Consider the following 18,968-nt stretch of genomic DNA (forward strand, 5'->3'; position numbering starts at 1 on the left):
TAACGGACAAAAAAATTATGGAAAATAAAAGCAGTGAAAAAGTCATCGCCTTCGATGGGGTGCGTAAGCGCTACCGCAATCATGAGGCGCTTAAAGGGATTACTCTGGATATTTTTCGTGGCGAGTTTATCGGCCTGCTGGGCCCTAACGGCGCCGGTAAAACCACGCTGGTGGAGATCCTGGAAGGGTTAAAACAGCCGGACTCCGGTTCGGTAAGGGTGCTGGGAAAAAGCTGGGCGCAGGATGCGCAGTTTCTGCGTCAACGGTTGAGCGGCGTGCTGCAGGAGACCCTGTTTATCAACAAACTGCGGGTTGAGGAGACGGTGAATCTGTTCGGCAGCTTTTACGGCTGCCCGCGCCGCCGTACCGGCGAAGTGCTGGAATTGGTTGAGCTGTCGGCCAAGCGTCGCACCTTTGTGGAGGGGCTTTCCGGCGGCGAGCGTCAACGTCTGGCACTGGGGGTGGCGATTCTCAACGAACCCGAGATTATGATCCTCGATGAGCCGACTACGGGCCTGGATCCGCGCATCCGTCACGATACCTGGAATATTTTGCGTCGCCTCAACCAGGAGAATGGTTCAACCATGATGCTGACTACCCACTATATGGAGGAGGCCGAGTATCTCTGCGATCGCATCTGCATTATGAACCAGGGGGAGATCCTGACGCAGGGCACCATGACGCAATTGCTGAAAAAGCATTGCGACGGTGAAGTGATTGAATGTCGGGCCACCCGGCCCGAGCGCCTGGAGGCCATGAGGCAGCATCCTCAGGTGCTTGAATACGATTTCAACGAAAAGGACGGAAAAATCAGCATGCTTATTATGGATGCGAGCAGCTTTATCAGTCACCTGCTGGCATTTGCGCAAAACGCCGGCGTCGAAATAGCCGAACTGATCGTGCGGAAAAAAACGCTCGACGATCTGTTTATGTCGCTGGCTGGGAGGGGGTTCCATGAATAGCGCGCTGTTCAACCTGATGCTCACTCAATTCCGGCAATACATTCGTGAGCCGCAGATCCTTTTCTGGTCATTTGGGTTTCCACTGCTGCTGGTATGGCTGTTGGGCCTTTCTTTTTCCTCGCAGGACATACCGGAGCGGCGTATTGGCATTGTTATGCCGCAGGATCAGAAGGCGGCGGCGCAGGTTCGCGAGTGGAGTGAGCAACTGGCCGGTACCGATCACCAACTACAAGGTATCGTCAATCTGCAAGAGGTGAAGCGCCAGCATCTGATTAAGGTGAAATACCTCGTCAGTTATTATCAGAACCGCGATGAGGTTATCTTGGCGCTGAAACGCGGCGACATTCAGATGTTTGTCGAGGTCATTCCGCAGCAGACGGGGCAGAAGCGGATTTACTATCTCGATCCGCAGGACAATGAAGCCATGCTCTCGTACTATTTGATGAATGAGAAGGAACAGGGCGAGCGGCAACCGACGGAGAAAAATCTTTCCGTTCTCGAAACTGCCGGCCTCCGTTACGTTGATTTCCTGGTGCCGGGGCTGCTGGCGATGGCGATCATGGAAACCTGCCTGATCGCCGTTGGCTGGGCGTTGGTGGAGAAGCGAATTACCCGCGTCACACGGCAGATGTGTATCACGCCGATGCGAAAATCCACCTTTCTGATGGCCCATATCGGCGCCTGTTTTCTGATCAACTTCATTGAGATTCTGATCATTAACCTGTTCGCGCGCGTTTATTTTGATGTGGAAATTCAGGGGTCGTTCAGCGCGTTTCTGCTGCTGCTGTTCGCCGGTAATGTCTGTTTCTCTGGCATAGCGGTGCTTGCCTCGTCACGGGCGATGAAGGCGCAAACGGCAAACGGCCTGCTGGAAGTGACCATTCTGGTCCAGGTGCTGTTTTCCGGCATCTTCTTTAGCTACAAAAATTTCCCGCACTGGATGGTCAGCATTATTGAATACCTGCCGCTGACGATGCTGGCGGACGCCATGCGCAAAGTCTTTATCGAAGGCGGAGATATCAGGTTGATCATGCCGGCTACGCTGATGCTAATGGGATTTGGCGTATTTACCTTTGTTCTGGGGATGCGGATTTTCCGCTGGCACTAGATAAGGAAGAGGGCGGGGAGGAAGACTCCCCGCAGAGGTTTTTTTACTGGCAATGACGGTGCTGCCACGCGAAATCCTGCTGATCTTGTAAAAAACCGGGATAGAAAATGGCGCGTGGGAACAATAAACCTTTGTACCAGGTCTCTATTAATGAGTCCTCGGTGCTTTTTTCCAGCATGGAGTGCGTCGCCTGCGGATAAAATTTGATATCCAGCTGGCCTGCTTTGCTTAAGCGCTTGCGGTATTCATTTTCGGTATTTTTAATATCGACGTTAATGTCTTTTCCGCCCAAGGCCAAAAAGACCGGCGAGTGAACCTGGCCAAGGTCTTGCGTAGCGTCCGAACGGTAATTTTTCATCACGAAGGTCCAGCGGTCGGCGGTGAAGTCGGCGGCATTCCCCTCTTTTTGTTGATATTGTTCGAAGCTGGCGTTGGCGTCGAGCAATGCCAGGACCTGCTGCTCGCGCTTTAATTCCGCCGCTATCTCACTTTCCGAACGGCCTTTTTGCTTCATGCTGGCGATAGTATTATAGCGACCCTGCTCCAGCCAGTTAACGGCGGGCGAAACGGCGATCATGAAACAGATATCGGGATATCGCGTTGCGACTTTCGGTAATACCCATCCACCTTGGCTGGCACCCCAGAGTGCGATGCGCTGGCCGTCCAGCTGGGGCTGATGTTTTATCCAATCGATGGCGGAGATCACTTCGCTGGTGCGATCGTCCATGCTTTGTTGCAGCCAGTTGCCCGGCGCGCCGCCAACGCCAGGTTTATTCCAGGAAAGCGAACTGAAACCGGCTTTGGATAGCGCTTCCCAGATGGGGCGGTAAAAACCGCCGTGAGTGGCGTTAATCTCTCCGTCGCCGTGAACAAATATCACTACGCCGGGTTTCTCGCCAGGGAGAAGATGGCGCGGCATCGCCAGGACGGCATCAAGATTATTCGGCTTGTGAGGGATCGTTACCGTACTTTCAACCAACTGATAATTATTCTGATAAAGAATAAATGCCAGAATGGAGGATGTGGCGGCAAGGGTGACAACTATTTTTCTTTTTAAAAGAAAACGCCTGATTAATTTCATTACGTATATTTTTAAAAATGTTATTTCTTGTACAATAATGAAACTGTTTTGGCAGGTCAAGCTTAAAGCTCTGTCACCGTAAAATGAGTGGTGAGCGGGATGTCTTGATAACAGCGTTGAATTATTTTCCAGGAAAGTAATTCACTGCTTATGAGAAAGGTTAACGCGAAAGAATAACGGCGCAGCGGGCAGTCGGCAGGAAGTCGGTTGGGTTAAATACGTCGAATGTTGGTTGTTATCCGGCGCAAATCGGGAAGCGTCTGACGATACCTAAGCCATTTTGCGGCAAAGCAAAATTTTAACATCACCCATTGGAATGTTTGCATAAGGCGTTCATTGATCGCAGTGATTGATATTGGGTTCCGCGCAGTTATCGGCGTAGTACTTCGGCACTCGTTTATATAATGACGGCACAGGTTTTTGCGGGGAAATAATTAGCGGTAAATTAATTACATATCGTGGGCAGAGTTTGCCATTATCCAGCCAAGCCTCTTTTAAAACCCGTTCAATCTATGGGGAAAGGTTGACGAAAATGGCTGACCAGCTTGGGAATAATGTTGTAACCCGCACACTGATAAATGCTGGCGATAATGTTCCCGGCTCTCCTTTACCAAGCCTGTCGGCTATATCGGGCAGCGCATGCAAACTGTTCAGTGAGTTTTTAACGTAAAATAACCCCTGTTCGCCGAAAGGCGTGAGTCTCATATTTCTTTTGTTACGAAAAAAAGAGTGTGTTCTCACTCTTTTTCCAACGACATTATTGTCTGTCTCAAAGGAGACTGCTCCATATTGTCAGCGCTCCCGTTTTAGTTCCACACACTTTTTGCGATTTCCGATTCTTCAGCCTTCAGCCGGTATTCTTCCGGTGTCAGGTTATTCAGGGATTCAGCATTGGCCCGCAGGGTGAGGCCTTCGGCCGAATAATCGAACAAAAGTGAAAAGGGGGCGTTTACCGGTGCCAGCACCCAGCATATGGGGCGTCTCGAGCTGGTGGACAAAGACACGCCGTTTTTGGGCGAGGTGGGGGAAATCCCGATCGAGTCGCCGCTACCCACCGCGACCTGCAGCAGAGGGTCGCCGACCGCGAATTCCGCAGCGATCTCTATTACCGGCTTAATGTTTGCCCGATACTCATTCCGGCAGAATTTGCTGTTCGGCGTGATCGCACCGGATTTCTACGACGCATTGTTCGGCCCCCGTACGCTGTCGGCGATGGGGCAAGTCGGTGAAGTCGGCCTGATACTGCTGATGTTTCAGGTGGGTCTGCATATGGAGTTGGGTGAGACGCTGCGTGGCAAGCGCTGGCGCATGCCCGTCGCGATCGCCGCGGGCGGGCTCGTCTTACCGGCCGCGATCGGCATGATCGTCGCCACTGTCTCAAAAGACATGCTCGCCGGCGACGCGCCGGCGCTGCCCTATATACTCTTCTGCGGTGTCGCGCTTGCGATATCGGCGGTACCGGTGATGGCGCGCATCGTCGACGACCTGGCGCTCAACGCCATGGCGGGCGCACGGCACGCCATGTCTGCCGCGATGCTGACGGATGCGCTCGGATGGATGCTGCTTGCCGCTATTGCTTCGCTATCGAGCGGGCCCGGTTGGGCATTTGCGCGCATGTTCCTCAGCCTGCTCGCGTATCTGGCGCTGTGCGCGCTCCTGGTGCGCTTCGTGGTTCGGCCGACGCTTGTGCGGCTCGCATCGACTGCGCATGCGGCGCGCGACCGCTTGGCCGTGTTGTTATGCTTCGTCATGGCGTCGGCACTCGCGACGTCGCTGATCGGATTTCATAGCGCATTTGGCGCACTTGCGGCGGCGCTGTTCGTGCGACGCGTGCCCGGCATTGCGAATGAGTGGCGGGACAACGTCGAAGGTTTTGTCAGGCTTGTGCTGATGCCGGTGTTTTTCGCGTATGCGGGGCTGCATGCGTCGGTCGGCACGATCGACGACGCGGCATCATGGATGTGGTTCGGCGTATTCCTCGCGGGCGGGTTCATCGGCAAGTTCGGCGGCAGTTATCTGGGCGCACGTGCCACCGGGCTTGAGCCTCGCGATGCGATGTTGGTGAGCTCGCTGATGAATACGCGCGGCCTGATGGAGCTCATCGTCCTGTCAATCGGTCTGCAGATGCAGATCCTTCCGCCAAAGGTCTACACGATCCTCGTGGTGTTCGCGCTGGTGACGACGGCGCTGACCGTACCGCTGGTTCGACTCACGCTGCGCGTGCAATCGCGCGCGACGTCTGCAATTCCGGGCACCGAAAAGTGACGCGCATCAGGTAGGTTGCGCCAATTGAAAATTGTTCCTCTGGCGGATCGCTACGCATACGCGCCAGGGCTATTATCCGCAGGGCATTATTTGCTTCACGTGAGCCACCACGTTTAATCGGTGCCCAGAAGAGCCTGGTAAGGGATTCACGCCACAGAGTGATGCCAGCGCCGCTTCACTTTTCAACCGTTCGGGGTTATCACCAGTGATCGAGAAAAGGACGCCTGTGCGCCAACACAGGCATCCTTTTTTAAGAGAAGCTTGGTTATTAATATAGAGTGTGCAAGTTCGAAAACACTGTGATATCAACTTGCCAGTTCTTTTGGGTAGTCTGTAGCGTGACGTTCCGACAACCGCTGAGCTTTACGGTCGCCAGTACGGGGTCGAATGGCCGTCTGGTCACAGTATTGGGTGTGTGCGAGAAGGTATCAACACGTTGACAGTGCACTTTGATTCTCCATGGTACCCGCCAGCCGGCGAGGTTATCGGGATGCTGTCTGAGCAGTTCAGTTGCCAGGTGGAACATTCCTGGTATATGGCTGATGTGCAACGCAATGGCTATGACCGCTACGATCGTGGCGAACATGTTGGCGGTGGACGAATATCGACTGAAGCCCCTGAAAGTGAGGTGATTTACCTGACTTACGCAGATAATGATTCAGTGCCGTTGTCACCCAATTCAGTCGCCGGCTAATCGCTGGCTTTTGTTATCGCAGTAACCTATGGTCGCCGAAGTTCGGTGGCTTTTTTTAGAGTTATATACTTTTTTCCCTAAATGGTATCGTTCCGATCGCACAATCCGGGCTGAGTTCCTTTCACGTGAATAATCATTTGGCGTAACTATTTATTATTAGTGGTGCATCAATAAAACAAATATAATAAACATACTAATATTAATTGGTGGTAATTATTAAAACTACTGTTTGATTTTATTTATCTGGCGGATCAAATAAAATCCGTCTAAATTAACCCCCTTCTGGATTGATTTTTTATTATAGTCATGTCCCAAAAAGCATAATTTCATATATGGAGGCAGAAATTGTTTCGCCGGGAAGCGATAGAAAGTCAGAGGTCAAGATGGCGTGGCCGCGCTATTTTATTACCAGGCATCCCCGTATGGCTCGTTACTGGATTTTGCATATCATTTATCATCGCCTTTTTGGTGTTTGTGATTGCTGGTACTTATACGAGACGCATCAATGTAACGGGAGAGATAACCACATACCCTAGAGCAGCAAGCGTGTATTCAAGCGTACAGGGTGTGGTCGTCAGGCGATTTGTCAATGAAGGGCAGATAATCAAAATCGGCGACTCTATTTATCAGATTGACGTCAGCAAAAGTACTCGCAGTGGCGTAGTCAGTGATAATCAGCGAAAGGACATTGAAGATCAACTAGGACGAATTTCAGATATCATATCACGTTTACAGAGTAGCAAGAAAAACACGCTCGCTATGCTGACAAACCAAAGAGAACAGTACACTTCCGCTTTCAAGCGTTCGTCAGAGATTATCAAACGAGCCGAAGAAGGCATTCGTATAATGAAAGAGAACATGGAGAACTATAGGCATTATCAGATCAAGGGGCTAATTAACAAAGATCAACTAACCAATCAGGTGGCATTATATTATCAACAGCAAAATAATATGCTGGGGCTAAGCGGGCAAAATGAGCAAAACTCTTTGCAAATCACTACGTTGGAAAGTCAAATACAAACCCAAGCCGCTGAATTTGACAATCAGATTTATCAGATGGAGTTGCAGCGTTACGAACTGCAAAAGGAATTGATCAATATCGATGCCGGTGGAGAAATCATCGTTAAAGCATTATCCGCCGGTCGTGTTGATTCACTGAGCGTTACTGTCGGACAAATGGTGAATGTCGGCGACAGTCTGCTGCAGGTGATTCCGCAAAAGATAGACCACTACAACCTGGTGATTTGGGTTCCCAATGACGCGCTCCCCTACATCACCGTTGGCGACCGGGTTAACGTACGCTATGAAGCCTTTCCGGCGGAGAAGTTCGGGCAGTTTGCCGGCAGCGTCTCAATCATCTCCAAGGCACCTGCTTCGCCACAGGAAATGCTGACTTACCAGGGGGCTCCCAAAAGCGCACTGACCACAGCCGTTCCGTACTACAAGGTGATCGTCCGGCCAGAAAAACAGACCATTATGTATGGCGATAAACGCCTGAGCCTGGAAAACGGCATGAAAGCGCAGAGCACGCTGTTTCTTGAGAAAAGGAAAATCTATCAATGGATGTTGTCACCGTTCTACGACATGAAACACAGCGCAACGGGGCCAGTAAATGAGTAAAGCGCCCTTTAAAAGTTTGCTCAGCCAATTGGATATACGACTGCGTCATCGTGTACCTCTGGTCCATCAAACCGAATCCTCCGAGTGCGGTCTGGCCTGCCTGGCGATGGTCTGCGGCCATTATGGCAAGAATATCGATCTGATTGCGCTGCGCCAGCAGTTTAACCTGTCGGCGCGTGGCACCACGCTGTCTGGTCTGAGCGGTATTGCCGAGCAATTGGGATTGGCCTCACGCCCTCTGTCACTCGATATAGACGAACTTGGTGCGCTAAAAATGCCGTGCATATTACACTGGGAGTTCAACCATTTTGTGGTGCTGGTGAGTGTCAGGCGTAACAGTGTCGTGCTGCATGATCCGGCGCAGGGGCGTCGTACCCTGAGTCTGGCTGAGGTGTCGCAAAGTTTCACCGGGGTAGCCCTTGAAGCCTGGCCCGGCAGCGCTTTCGAGGCATATACTGTGAGCAACCGGCTCAGTCTTGGCTCGCTGATGAGAAGCGTGCACGGTCTCAAAGGGACACTCGGCAAGATCTTTTGTCTGTCATTGGTGATAGAAACCATCAACCTGGTGATGCCGGTCGCTACGCAACTGGTGATGGATCATGCGATCCCTGCCGGGGATCGAGGTCTGCTTACTTTGATCTGTGCAGGGTTGCTATTTTTCATCCTGCTGCGGGCGGCAGTCAGCATGGTGCGCGCCTGGTCCTCATTGGTCATGGCAACTCTCATCAACGTACAGTGGCAATCTGGGCTTTTCAATCATCTGTTGCGACTGCCATTGGGCTATTTTGAACGGCGCAAACTGGGTGATATCCAGTCGCGTTTCGGCTCGCTGGATGCACTGCGCAGCACCTTCACTGCCAGTATCGTCGGCGCCATCATGGACAGTATCATGGTGATCGGCGTGTTAGTTATGATGATTCTGTACGGTGGTTGGTTGACCTGGATCGTGATGGCCTTCACCACCTTGTATGTATTACTGCGTCTGCTGACCTATGGTTATTACCGGCAACTGTCTGAGGAGTCGTTAGTCAGAAGTGCCCGGGCCAGCTCGTATTTCATGGAGACACTGTATGGCATAGCCACTGTCAAAATACAGGGAATGGCGGAACGACGTAGTGCTCACTGGCTCAACCTCGAAATCGATACCATCAATACCGGTATCCGGGTGACGAGGATGGACATGCTGTTTGGCGGCATCAACACCTTTGTCGCGGCCTGCGACCAGGTCGTTATCCTGTGGCTGGGTACCAGTCTGGTGATCGACAACCAGATGACCATTGGTATGTTCGTCGCGTTCGGTGCCTTCCGGGGACAGTTTTCCGACCGTATCAGCTCGCTGACCGACTTTCTATTGCAGCTACGCATGATGAGCCTGCACAACGAACGCATTGCTGATATCGCCCTGCATCCGCGGGAAAATCGCAAGCCTGACCTTCCTTATGAGGCTAGGTTGCAGCCGATTACGTTGACAACCCACGCATTGAGCTATCGTTATGACAGCCAGTCGCCAGCCATTTTCAATGAACTGAACATTACCATCCTACCGGGAGAAAGCGTGGCTATCGTAGGGCCCTCCGGAGTGGGTAAGACTACGCTGATGAAGGTACTGTGTGGGCTTTTTACGCCAGACAGTGGAAGGGTTGAGATGAATGGTATCGATATCCAACAACTGGGGGTCAACAACTACCACAAGATGATTGCCTGTGTGATGCAGGATGACAAGTTGTTCTCCGGCTCAATCCGGGAAAATATCTGCGGCTTTGCGGAAGATGTGGATGATGCTTGGATGCAGGAATGCGCCCGGGCCAGCTATCTGCATGAGGTGATTATGTGTATGCCCATGGGGTATGAAACGTTGATCGGCGAACTGGGTGAGGGGTTGTCCGGAGGACAAAAGCAACGCCTCTTTATTGCCCGGGCGATCTATAGGAAACCAGGCGTGCTGTTCATGGATGAGGCGACCAGTGCGTTGGATAAGGAAAGTGAGGAGGTAGTGAATCAGGCGATCAAAGGGCTCCGTATTACGCGGGTCATCATTGCACACCGTGAAACTACGATAGCATCGGCTGATAGAATATTTAAATTAACCTAAAACAAAATGGCGACTTAAAATTTAAGTCGCCTCATAACGATAATATTATAAATTTAGCTAAACCACCGAGTGGGTCTGCAATTCTCCTCTGTTTGGCCCATTCACAATCGAAAAACAACAAAATTCTCAAATTAGAATGCATTCGGCAACGTCGTAAATCCCATACTGGTGTTGCTTTTCGATTGGGAATGGGCCGATAACTTAAAACTAATGATGGGGTTATTTATCGATCATTTTAGGTTTAAAAAAATCGAAAATTAAATAAATGAACCTGATTATTGCAATAACTACAATTATTGATATTAAAAGTTTAGACAAGGATTCTGGTGCTGCATAGGCCAGAGGAAAACCAATACCAGCTCCACGGAGAAGTGATGTTGAAATTAAGAAGCCCACAACTACCGAGATATAACGAAGTATTTTAAACATTTAGTCACCAAAATAATAGGCATGTTGAAGACTCAGAATTTCCTTTTATCCTTACCAGGAACAACCACCTGAACCGTTTTTTCCTTTACAGCCAGCTGAGGACGAATCCGATTTGTTTCCTCCGCTTCCCATTCCGATGCCACCGCCACCTTTACTTTTTTCTGTAAAGCAGCCACCATTTATAGCACCAACGGCAAGACTTACAGGGCCACCAAACATACCGGTAAAAATCCCATTCACACAACTCTCAGATGTGTTATTTTTGTAAAAGCCGACATTACTTGAGTTATTATTGGAGTTTCCGCTGTTACCTCTACTTCTTCCGCCATTGTCGGTACGATCGCCACCATTATTACCCTGACCACCGGAGACATACTCTAACAATGAAGAATCAATCACTTTCATAAACAACTCCTTCTGTTGATGTAATCGATACAATTATAAAGTGTAAAGCTGTGTAAGGCTATGTAAAGCCGCTAAATAATTAACTTATTCCGACTTCATTAGCAAGCGTTATTATTAATGAGTTTAAAAACAGGCTTAAAACGCAAGTTAAGTCATATGGTAAAGCAATAATTGCATAATTAATTATAATTATGGGGAATTAATCGTGGTCTTATTATCGATCTTATATATTAAATAATATTAAAAATATTCTTGGGCTATTGGGCTATTGGGCTATTGGGCTATTGTACTAGTGATTTGACCTGATCCCCGTGATTAATACACTCCGATGTTAGCAATGTCTTCATCAGCAATATGAGGGCACCCCATGAAGAAGCGTTTTTTGACGAGCAGAGCATCAACATTCTTCGCGAAGCCGAGGCCGATATTCCTACCCGGGAGATATGCCGCAAGCATGCTATCTACGATGCCATCTTCTATACATGGCGCAAGAAGTTTGGCGGCATGGAAGTGCCGGAAGTGAAGCGTCTTAAGTCACTTGAAGAAGATAACGCCTGCCTGGAGAAGCTGCTGGCAGAAGCCATGCTGGACAAAGAAACATTATAGGCAGCACTGGGCCGAAAGTACTGATGACAGACCAGAAATGGGAAGCTGTGACAGTGATGTGTGATGCGACAGTTCTGTCGTAACGTCGTGCCTGCAGGTGACCCCTGTCAACCTGTCGCTATGAGGCGCTGCGTCCGGCTGCTGATGCGCATTTATTCGGACGCATCACTGAGCTTGCGTTGGAACGCATGTGTTTCGGCTAATTCAGCCGAGCAAACCGACACAGAACGGATTTATCGAGAGCTTTAACGGGCGCTTTGGCGATGAATGTCTGAATGAGCACTGGTTCAGCGACATCATGCACGCAAGAAAAATCATTAATGACTGGCGGTGGGACGATAACGAATGCAGGCCCCATTCAGCACTGAATTATCAGACCCCATCCGAGTTTACAGCAAGGTTGCGAAATGGTGAGTTTGGAAGTGAACAAGCCGACATTACTAACTGACGGTTGTATCTAATACTAGGGTAGACCACCAGCTGTAAAAATTAATCGTGATCGAGAAAATGATGCCTGTGCGCCAACGCAGGCATCCTTTTTAAGATGAGCCTAGTTATTGATATCGAATATGCAAGCTCGACAACACTGCGATATCAACCCGTCAGTTCCTTTATTCCGTCCGTTAAAGGGTGTACCTCTAACCAGCGTGCTTTGATGCAGAATTAGTGGTGCCGGACTCGGACAACCGGCGCTTGCGCCGTGTTGAACAACGCTTCAGCGTTGGCCCGCAGGGTGAGGCCTCAGGCCGAATAATCGAACTCGTTCGATGGAGAGTCCATACCCTGAAAAGCAAAAACCCAGCCATAGGCTGGGTTCTCTAAATATGGTGCCCGGACTCGGAATCGAACCAAGGACACGGGGATTTTCAATCCCCTGCTCTACCGACTGAGCTATCCGGGCAACGGGGCGCATTTAACCCTATTGGCTGGATATCGTCAATCGCTTTCTGTCACAAACCCGATCGGTTGCTCTTTTTTCATTCAATGGGGTGGGGCACTCCAGGGCGTCTGCGTCGGCCTGCGGCAATAGATATGCAGAAAAGATGTGTATTTATACCGTTTTGATTTTACAGGTATTTATTTTTATATGATAAATAACAATGAGTTATGTGATGCCTGCCTCAATGGGTAGTAACATAATTGTTACTTGAACCTCATAAAAAAACATGCAATCATTGCGCAAATTTTGGCACTCTACGTCCCCTAACGGTGTTTCCGCTCATTTAAGTCAGAGGATTACTGGCATGACTGGTTTTGTTACTCAAGCGCCACTGCGCACCAGACATCTGATGATGCCATCACGCCGCCGTTACCTTTCCCGAACACAGTACGCCAAGAACGCCCTGCCGACCATGCGGTAAGGCATCTTCTGATGCTCGCTGTTAGGCATTATTAAAAATAGAGCTGTGGCTCTGATTTTACTGATGTCTATCGGACGCTGCCGATACCAGTCCCCGATAGCTGCCTGATGATCTCGCGATCATGAGCCGGTCACGGTTGCGCTTTATGCTGCAACGCCGGACATCACTTTGCCGGGATAACCTTTGTTATCTCATCGCCGTGCCCCGTGGCACCACCTCATCCTTAACCGTTTGAGAGTTAGCATTATGAAAGAATTGAAAATAGCGACAAGCGCCAGCCTGGTCGCCACGATTGAAACGCTGCGCCAGATTGTCCGCATTGAACAGACGGACTATACCGATGTGGCCGCGGTGGTGGTGTCGGTTGATGACGTTAACGCCGGTATTTTGGCGCAGTTGAAAGCCACCGGATTCGAGATCCCAACGTTTGTTGCTGTTGAAGGGGATGAACACCTTTCCCCTGACTACCTGCCGTTTATTACCGGCGTTTTTGCCCTGGCCGGCGCCAGCAAGGCGTTCTATATGGCGCAACTGGAAGCCGCTGCGGACGCCTACGAGCAGGCGCTGCTGCCGCCGTTTTTCAAAACGCTGAAGACTTACGTGGAGATGGAAAACTCCACCTTCGCCTGCCCGGGGCATCAGGGCGGGGAGTTTTTCCGCAAGCACCCGGCCGGCAGGAAGTTTTTCGAGTTCTACGGCGAAACGCTTTTCCGTTCCGACATGTGCAACGCCGACGTCAAGTTGGGCGACCTGCTGATCCACGAAGGCTCGGCCAAGGATGCGCAAAAGCATGCGGCGCGGGTCTTCAACGCCGATAAAACCTATTTCGTGCTCAACGGCACTTCGGCGGCCAATAAGGTGGTGACCAATGCGCTGCTGACCCGCGGCGATCTGGTGCTGTTCGATCGCAACAACCATAAATCCAACCACCACGGCGCGCTGATCCAGGCCGGGGCGACGCCGGTGTATCTGGAAACCGCGCGTAACCCGTTTGGCTTTATCGGCGGCATCGATTCGCGTTGTTTTGACGAGCGCTATCTGCGTGAGCAAATCCGTGAGGTGGCGCCGGAGAAGGCCAATGCGGCGCGGCCGTTCCGCCTGGCGATCATTCAGCTCGGTACTTACGATGGCACTATCTATAATGCGCGCCAGGTGATCGACACCATCGGCCATCTGTGCGATTACATCCTGTTTGACTCCGCCTGGGTGGGTTACGAAGGCTTTATCCCGATGCTGAAAGAGTGCTCGCCGCTGCTGCTGGAGCTCGATGAACTCGATCCGGGTATTTTCGTCACCCAGTCGGTGCATAAGCAGCAGGCCGGTTTCTCGCAGACCTCGCAGATCCACAAGAAAGACGATCACATCAAGGGCCAGAAGCGCCACTGTAACCACAAGCACCTTAACAATGCTTTCATGTTGCACGCCTCGACCAGCCCGTTCTACCCGCTGTTCGCCGCGCTGGACGTTAACGCCAAGATGCATGCCGGGGCCGCCGGCCGTCGCATGTGGATGGACTGCGTGAAGCTCGGTATCGAGACGCGCAAGCAACTGCTGGAACGCTGTTCGCAGCTGCGGCCGTTTATTCCTTTGCAGGTGGCGGGCAAGGCCTGGCAGGATTACGATACTGACCTGATCGCCAACGATGCCCGTTTCTTCAACTTTGTGCCGGGCGAGACATGGCACGGTTTCGAAGGCTATGCGCAGGACCAATATCTGGTCGATCCGTGCAAGCTGTTGCTGACCACGCCGGGCATCGACGCGGCCACCGGCCAATACACCGAGTTCGGCGTGCCGGCCACCATTCTGGCCAACTTCCTGCGCGAGAACGGCATAGTGCCGGAGAAATGCGATCTTAACTCGATCCTGTTCCTGCTGACCCCGGCGGAAAATCCGGCCAAGATGGAGCACCTGGTCGATATGCTGGTGCGGTTCGAACGCTACGTGGAAGAAGACGCGCCGCTGAGCGAAGTATTGCCGACGGTGTACCGCAAGAACGAGCAGCGCTACCGCGGCTATACCATCCGCCAGCTTTGCCAGGAAATGCACGATCTGTACGTCAGCTTCGACGTTAAGCAGCTGCAAAAAGAGATGTTCCGCAAGAACCATTTCCCGCAGGTGGTGATGAACCCGCAGGACGCCAACGTGGAGTTTATTCGCGACAACGTCGAGCTGGTACCGATCGGCCAGGCCGAAGGGCGCATTGCGGCGGAAGGCGCGTTGCCGTACCCGCCGGGCGTGCTGTGCGTGGTACCGGGGGAAGTGTGGGGCGGAGCGGTGCAGCGTTACTTCCTGGCGCTGGAAGACGGCATCAACCGTCTGCCGGGCTTCTCACCGGAGCTGCAGGGCGTGTATATCGAGAAAAAGGATCACGGCTGGAAACGCATTTTCGGCTATATGATCAAGCAATAAACAACAAGGGCCGGTTTGCACCGGCCCTTTTCATTGATAACAACCTCACCGCACGTTACTTCCTGCGATAACTCTTCTGCGCGTTGTTCACCTTCACCAGATAGCGGCGTGACTCGCTGGCCGGGTGTTTGGTGGTCAGCGTCTGGTAAATGTCACCCGGCTGCATGCCGTTGATGATACTCACCGCACGGGTTCTGTCGCTGGAGAACACCCGCAACACGCTGCCTGCGCCGCCGTTATAGGCGGTGATCACCGCATAGCGGCGCGAGGTTGGGTTCTGAATGCCGCCCAGATAGTTGTTTTGCAGGATCGCCAGATAAGCGGTACCGGTGTCGATGTTGTTCTCCGGATCGAACAGGTAACTGCGGCTTGGCGTGCCCCATTTCCCGCGCATCTGGAACACGTCTTTACCGGCGGTATGCTGCACAACCTGCATCAGGCCAAGCGCATCCGAACCGCTTACTGCATACGGGTTAAAGCTGGATTCGGTTTGCATGATCGCCAGGATCAGCGACTCTTCCACGCCGTATTTCTCCGACGCCTTGCGTACCATCGGCAGGTATTTGTGCGCACGCTGATCCAGGTGGTTTGGTACCAGCTGAATGGTGACCGAGTAAATCACGTGCAGGCCGGAGGTGCGTTTTTGCAGCTTGGTTTGCAGCAGATAGTCGGCAAAGTGCGCCGCACGCCATTCCCAACGGATCGGCGCGCCTTTGTTATCCAGCACCTGGCCGTACAGGAACGGCTCTTTACTGATCTGGATATCGTTGACGTCGGAATAGAGATCGATTGAACCCGGGTCGTCCCCCATCAGCAGGGTGCTGATGATAGCCTGGCGCAGGTGAGCGGCAGGATCGGTGGTGGCGATGGTTTCAATGGTAATCGCGCCAGAATCAAAGTTGATGTGGCTACGGGTTTCATACTGGTCGGTATATTTAACGTAATCTTTTGGCCCGGCGATCAGAACCTCGTTCAGACCCCAGATATTCTCGATGTTGTGGGCAAATTGGCCCATCAGGATCTCGAAGCCGTTAGTGTCTTTGACCCAGGCTTCGTTGACTTCGTCGGTTTTCTTGCCGGAACAGGAAATCAGCAATGGCGCTATTACTAGCAAAGCTAAAATTTTCTTCATCTTAAAGCCGTATACGAGAAGTTTTGGAAGGGCCAGCGCCTGGCCCCAACAGCATTATTCGCTCGGTGGCGTATAGCCTTCGATATGGACGTCGTGCCCTTCGAACAGGAATTTGACCATTTCGGCTTCCAGCAGTTTGCGGTCATCCACGTTCATCATGTTCAGTTTTTTCTCGTTGATCAGCATGGTCTGCTTTTTCATCCATTCGGCCCAAGCCTCTTTCGAGATCTCGTTATAGATGCGTTTGCCGATGTCCCCTGGATAAAGTTGGAAGTCCTGCCCTTCGGCATCGCGCTGCAAGAAGGTACAAAAAATGGTTCTGCTCATGCTAATTCCTCATCAATGGCGCTAGCGCCAAATAAACCCTGTTGGAGCGGGGAGTGTTTTGCCAACTGTTGCAACAGGCGGTCAACCGGCGCTGCCAGCCCGACGGCGGGCGGTTGCGCCAGGTTATACCAGAGACCGACCCCTTCATCCATACTGCCGCCGGCATCGTTCATTTCCAGCCACATTGGCACGATATCGAGATGGAAATGGCTGAAAGTATGGCGAAATGCGGTCAACTGCTCCAGGCGATTGCCTTTCAGACCGCGCTGTTGCAGCCAGAGTTCCATCTCTTCGCGTTCGCTGAACTGCGGGAAGCAAAACAGCCCGCCCCACAGCCCTACGGCCGGGCGCTGTTCCAGCCACGCCCGCTTGCCGTTTTGCAGCAATAAGAAGTAGGCGGTTTTTTCCGGCAGCGTCTGCTTCGGTTTTTTGCCGGGGTATTTTGCCCAACTGTGGTTAGCGTAAGCGATGCAGCCGGTGTTAAGGGGGCACAGCTCGCATTTGGGTTTGGAGCGGGTGCAGACCATCGCCCCCAGATCCATCATCGCCTGATTGAATTGGCCGACGCCTTTGGCCGGGGTGACGTCTTCACTGATCCGCCACAGGCGGTTCTCTACGTCTTTCTTGCCCGGCCAGCCCTCAACCGCATAGCAGCGGGCCAGCACGCGCTTCACGTTGCCGTCGAGGATCGGATAGTGTTGACCGAGCGCCAGCGACAGCACCGCACCGGCGGTTGAGCGGCCGATGCCGGGCAAAGCGGCGATTTCTTCAAAGGTTGTCGGGAACTCGCCGCCGTGCTGTGCGACAATGGTCTGCGCCGCCTTATGCAGGTTGCGCGCGCGAGCGTAGTAGCCCAGGCCGGTCCACAGGTGCAGCACTTCGTCCAGCGGCGCTTCTGCCAATGCGCGTACGTTGGGAAAGCGCGCCATAAAACGCTGAAAGTAAGGAATAACGGTGGCAACCTGAGTTTGTTGCAACATGACCTCGGAGAGCCATACTTGATAGGCGGTCTTATCAAGCTGCCACGGCAGGGTTTTACGACCGTAACGCTGGTACCAGTCAAGCACTACCTGTGCGAACTGTTGTGCTTGCATCATAAGCAGATTCGATATCCGGCAGAAAATGAAGCGAGATTGCAGCATAGAGTCATGTTGCTGTAAACCGGAACTTTCCGACGTCGCACGGCAGGTATCAAGATGAACACTTGCTAAACCAAGGTATCTTTGCATAATGCGCGTTTCCCTAATTGGCAGCCAAACAGACAGAAAGCACTATGATTAATGACGTCATCTCCCCGGAATTTGATGAGAACGGCCGCGCGATGCGCCGTATCCGCAGTTTTGTCCGCCGCCAGGGGCGGTTGACCAAAGGCCAGCAGCACGCGCTGGACAACTATTGGCCGGTGATGGGCGTGGAGTATCAGGCTGAACCTGTCGATATCGCCGCACTGTTCGGGCGCGAAGCGCCGACCGTGCTGGAGATCGGTTTTGGCATGGGCGCCTCGCTGGTGACCATGGCGAGCAACAATCCACAGCAGAATTTCCTGGGGATTGAGGTGCATTCGCCGGGCGTTGGCGCTTGCCTGGCGGACGCCACCGAAGCGGAATTGAGCAACCTGCGCGTGATGTGTCACGATGCGGTTGAGGTGCTGGAGAATATGATCCCGGACGGATCGCTGGACATGGTGCAGCTGTTTTTCCCCGATCCGTGGCACAAAGCGCGCCACAACAAACGCCGTATCGTACAGACGCCGTTTGTTGAACTGGTGCGACGCAAACTGAAAGTCGGCGGCGTATTCCATATGGCCACCGACTGGCAACCTTATGCAGAACATATGTTAGAGGTTATGAACGGGATCTCAGGCTACCGTAATCTTTCCAGCGATAATGATTACGTGCCGCGTCCGGATTCACGCCCGCTGACAAAATTTGAATTACGCGGCCAGCGTCTGGGACATGGCGTTTGGGATTTGATGTTTGAGAGGAAAGAATAATGGCTAAGAACCGCAGTCGTCGTTTACGTAAAAAGTTACACATTGAAGAGTTTCAGGAGCTGGGTTTCTCCGTAGCATGGCGTTTTGCCGAAGGCACCGCGGTTGAGGATATCGACAGCACGCTGGACGCTTTCATCGACGAAATGATTGAGCCGAATGGTCTGGCGTTTGACGGCAGCGGCTATCTGCAGTGGGAAGGGTTAATCTGCCTGCAAACCATCGGTCATTGCACCGACGAACAGCGTGAACTGGTCAAAAAATGGCTGGAAGCGCGCAAGCTGTCTGACGTTAAGGTCAGCGAGCTGTTCGATATCTGGTGGGATTGATTTTACCGGCCTGATGAGTGCGGCATCGCGCCGTGCTATTCATTGATTTAAGGTGCCTTAACGGCGCCTTAGACTGTGGACAACCCGCCGAAAAACGTGGTTTTCGGTGGGTTGGGGTAAAACAGAAAATCTGATTCTTTGTTTTTATTGGCACTCAT

The 18,968-nt window shown here is 52.1% G+C and carries 13 protein-coding genes, 1 tRNA gene and 5 pseudogenes; 11 read left to right on the forward strand and 8 right to left on the reverse strand.

The window, feature by feature from the left end; translation table 11 throughout:
* The first annotated feature begins 17 nt into the window (after positions 1-17).
* Positions 18-962 carry an ABC transporter ATP-binding protein gene (locus SPL01S_RS13235; protein ID WP_063200427.1) on the forward strand — a complete coding sequence of 315 codons (945 nt, stop codon included), beginning with the start codon at positions 18-20 and terminating at the stop codon, positions 960-962.
* On the forward strand, positions 955-2,070 hold the full coding sequence (locus tag SPL01S_RS13240; protein WP_062868657.1) for an ABC transporter permease: 1,116 nt from the start codon (positions 955-957) through the stop codon (positions 2,068-2,070). Before SPL01S_RS13235 ends, SPL01S_RS13240 begins: the two co-directional genes overlap by 8 nt.
* Positions 2,071-2,113: 43 nt before the next feature.
* On the opposite strand, the gene SPL01S_RS13245 is transcribed toward SPL01S_RS13240, so the two are convergent.
* Positions 2,114-3,151 (reverse strand): alpha/beta hydrolase family protein, encoded by a 1,038-nt coding sequence (locus tag SPL01S_RS13245; protein ID WP_063200429.1) that lies wholly within the window; start codon positions 3,149-3,151, stop codon positions 2,114-2,116.
* Positions 3,152-3,957: 806 nt separating this feature from the next.
* A pseudogene (locus SPL01S_RS25545) lies at positions 3,958-4,038 on the reverse strand (integrase); the annotation flags it as partial.
* A gap of 49 nt (positions 4,039-4,087) precedes the next feature.
* Here SPL01S_RS25545 and SPL01S_RS25255 point away from each other — a divergent pair.
* Both SPL01S_RS25255 and SPL01S_RS13250 read left to right on the forward strand, forming a co-directional pair.
* Positions 4,088-4,290, forward strand: a pseudogene (locus SPL01S_RS25255) (sigma 54-interacting transcriptional regulator); the annotation flags it as partial.
* Positions 4,268-5,416: a cation:proton antiporter domain-containing protein gene (locus SPL01S_RS13250; RefSeq protein ID WP_073972050.1), complete on the forward strand. Its 1,149-nt coding sequence runs from the start codon at positions 4,268-4,270 to the stop codon at positions 5,414-5,416. The pseudogene SPL01S_RS25255 and the gene SPL01S_RS13250, both read left to right, overlap by 23 nt.
* Positions 5,417-5,461: 45 nt before the next feature.
* On the opposite strand, the pseudogene SPL01S_RS25710 reads toward SPL01S_RS13250, so the two are convergent.
* Positions 5,462-5,635, reverse strand: a pseudogene (locus tag SPL01S_RS25710) (transposase); the annotation flags it as partial.
* Positions 5,636-5,753: 118 nt separating this feature from the next.
* On the opposite strand from SPL01S_RS25710, the pseudogene SPL01S_RS13255 reads away from it, so the two are divergent.
* The 3 genes and pseudogenes from SPL01S_RS13255 to SPL01S_RS13265 form a co-directional block, all read left to right on the forward strand.
* Positions 5,754-6,110 (forward strand): annotated as a pseudogene (locus SPL01S_RS13255) (DUF1281 family ferredoxin-like fold protein); the annotation flags it as partial.
* A 345-nt stretch (positions 6,111-6,455) separates the two neighbouring features.
* Positions 6,456-7,730 (forward strand): HlyD family secretion protein, encoded by a 1,275-nt coding sequence (locus tag SPL01S_RS13260; RefSeq protein ID WP_063200432.1) that lies wholly within the window; start codon positions 6,456-6,458, stop codon positions 7,728-7,730.
* The gene (locus tag SPL01S_RS13265) at positions 7,723-9,822 is read left to right on the forward strand and encodes a peptidase domain-containing ABC transporter (protein WP_063200435.1); all 2,100 of its coding nucleotides are present in this window, start codon (positions 7,723-7,725) and stop codon (positions 9,820-9,822) included. Before SPL01S_RS13260 ends, SPL01S_RS13265 begins: the two co-directional genes overlap by 8 nt.
* A gap of 480 nt (positions 9,823-10,302) precedes the next feature.
* Here the strand turns inward: SPL01S_RS13265 and SPL01S_RS24630 are convergent, their stop codons facing one another.
* Entirely contained in the window at positions 10,303-10,656 is a 354-nt protein-coding gene (locus tag SPL01S_RS24630; protein WP_073972053.1) for a hypothetical protein, read from the reverse strand.
* Positions 10,657-11,023: 367 nt separating this feature from the next.
* Between SPL01S_RS24630 and SPL01S_RS25265 the strand changes: the two are divergent.
* Positions 11,024-11,710, forward strand: a pseudogene (locus tag SPL01S_RS25265) (integrase core domain-containing protein).
* Positions 11,711-12,087: 377 nt separating this feature from the next.
* On the opposite strand, the gene SPL01S_RS13275 reads toward SPL01S_RS25265, so the two are convergent.
* A tRNA-Phe gene (locus SPL01S_RS13275) sits at positions 12,088-12,163 on the reverse strand.
* A 706-nt stretch (positions 12,164-12,869) separates the two neighbouring features.
* Here SPL01S_RS13275 and speF point away from each other — a divergent pair.
* Positions 12,870-15,032 (forward strand): ornithine decarboxylase SpeF, encoded by a 2,163-nt coding sequence (speF, locus tag SPL01S_RS13280; RefSeq protein WP_063200441.1) that lies wholly within the window; start codon positions 12,870-12,872, stop codon positions 15,030-15,032.
* A gap of 55 nt (positions 15,033-15,087) precedes the next feature.
* Here the strand turns inward: speF and mltC are convergent, their stop codons facing one another.
* Genes mltC through mutY form a run of 3 tightly spaced genes read right to left on the reverse strand, consistent with a single transcriptional unit; the run spans position 15,088 to position 17,588 of the window.
* On the reverse strand, positions 15,088-16,164 hold the full coding sequence (mltC, locus tag SPL01S_RS13285) for a membrane-bound lytic murein transglycosylase MltC (protein ID WP_013814494.1): 1,077 nt from the start codon (positions 16,162-16,164) through the stop codon (positions 15,088-15,090).
* Positions 16,165-16,218: 54 nt separating this feature from the next.
* On the reverse strand, positions 16,219-16,491 hold the full coding sequence (locus SPL01S_RS13290; RefSeq protein ID WP_004948040.1) for an oxidative damage protection protein: 273 nt from the start codon (positions 16,489-16,491) through the stop codon (positions 16,219-16,221).
* Positions 16,488-17,588, reverse strand: a complete 1,101-nt coding sequence (gene mutY / locus SPL01S_RS13295) for an A/G-specific adenine glycosylase (protein WP_373282284.1) — start codon at positions 17,586-17,588, stop codon at positions 16,488-16,490. The genes SPL01S_RS13290 and mutY overlap by 4 nt, the downstream gene beginning before the upstream one ends.
* Positions 17,589-17,764: 176 nt before the next feature.
* Here mutY and trmB point away from each other — a divergent pair, with 176 nt between their 5' ends.
* Together trmB and SPL01S_RS13305 are read left to right on the forward strand one after the other, a co-directional pair.
* Entirely contained in the window at positions 17,765-18,484 is a 720-nt protein-coding gene (trmB, locus tag SPL01S_RS13300) for a tRNA (guanosine(46)-N7)-methyltransferase TrmB (protein WP_004948035.1), read from the forward strand.
* The gene (locus SPL01S_RS13305) at positions 18,484-18,810 is read left to right on the forward strand and encodes a YggL family protein (protein WP_062868636.1); all 327 of its coding nucleotides are present in this window, start codon (positions 18,484-18,486) and stop codon (positions 18,808-18,810) included. Before trmB ends, SPL01S_RS13305 begins: the two co-directional genes overlap by 1 nt.
* Positions 18,811-18,968 lie beyond the last annotated feature (158 nt).

It is taken from the genome of Serratia plymuthica NBRC 102599 (genome assembly GCF_001590925.1).
GTDB classification, from domain to species: Bacteria; Pseudomonadota; Gammaproteobacteria; order Enterobacterales; family Enterobacteriaceae; genus Serratia; species Serratia plymuthica.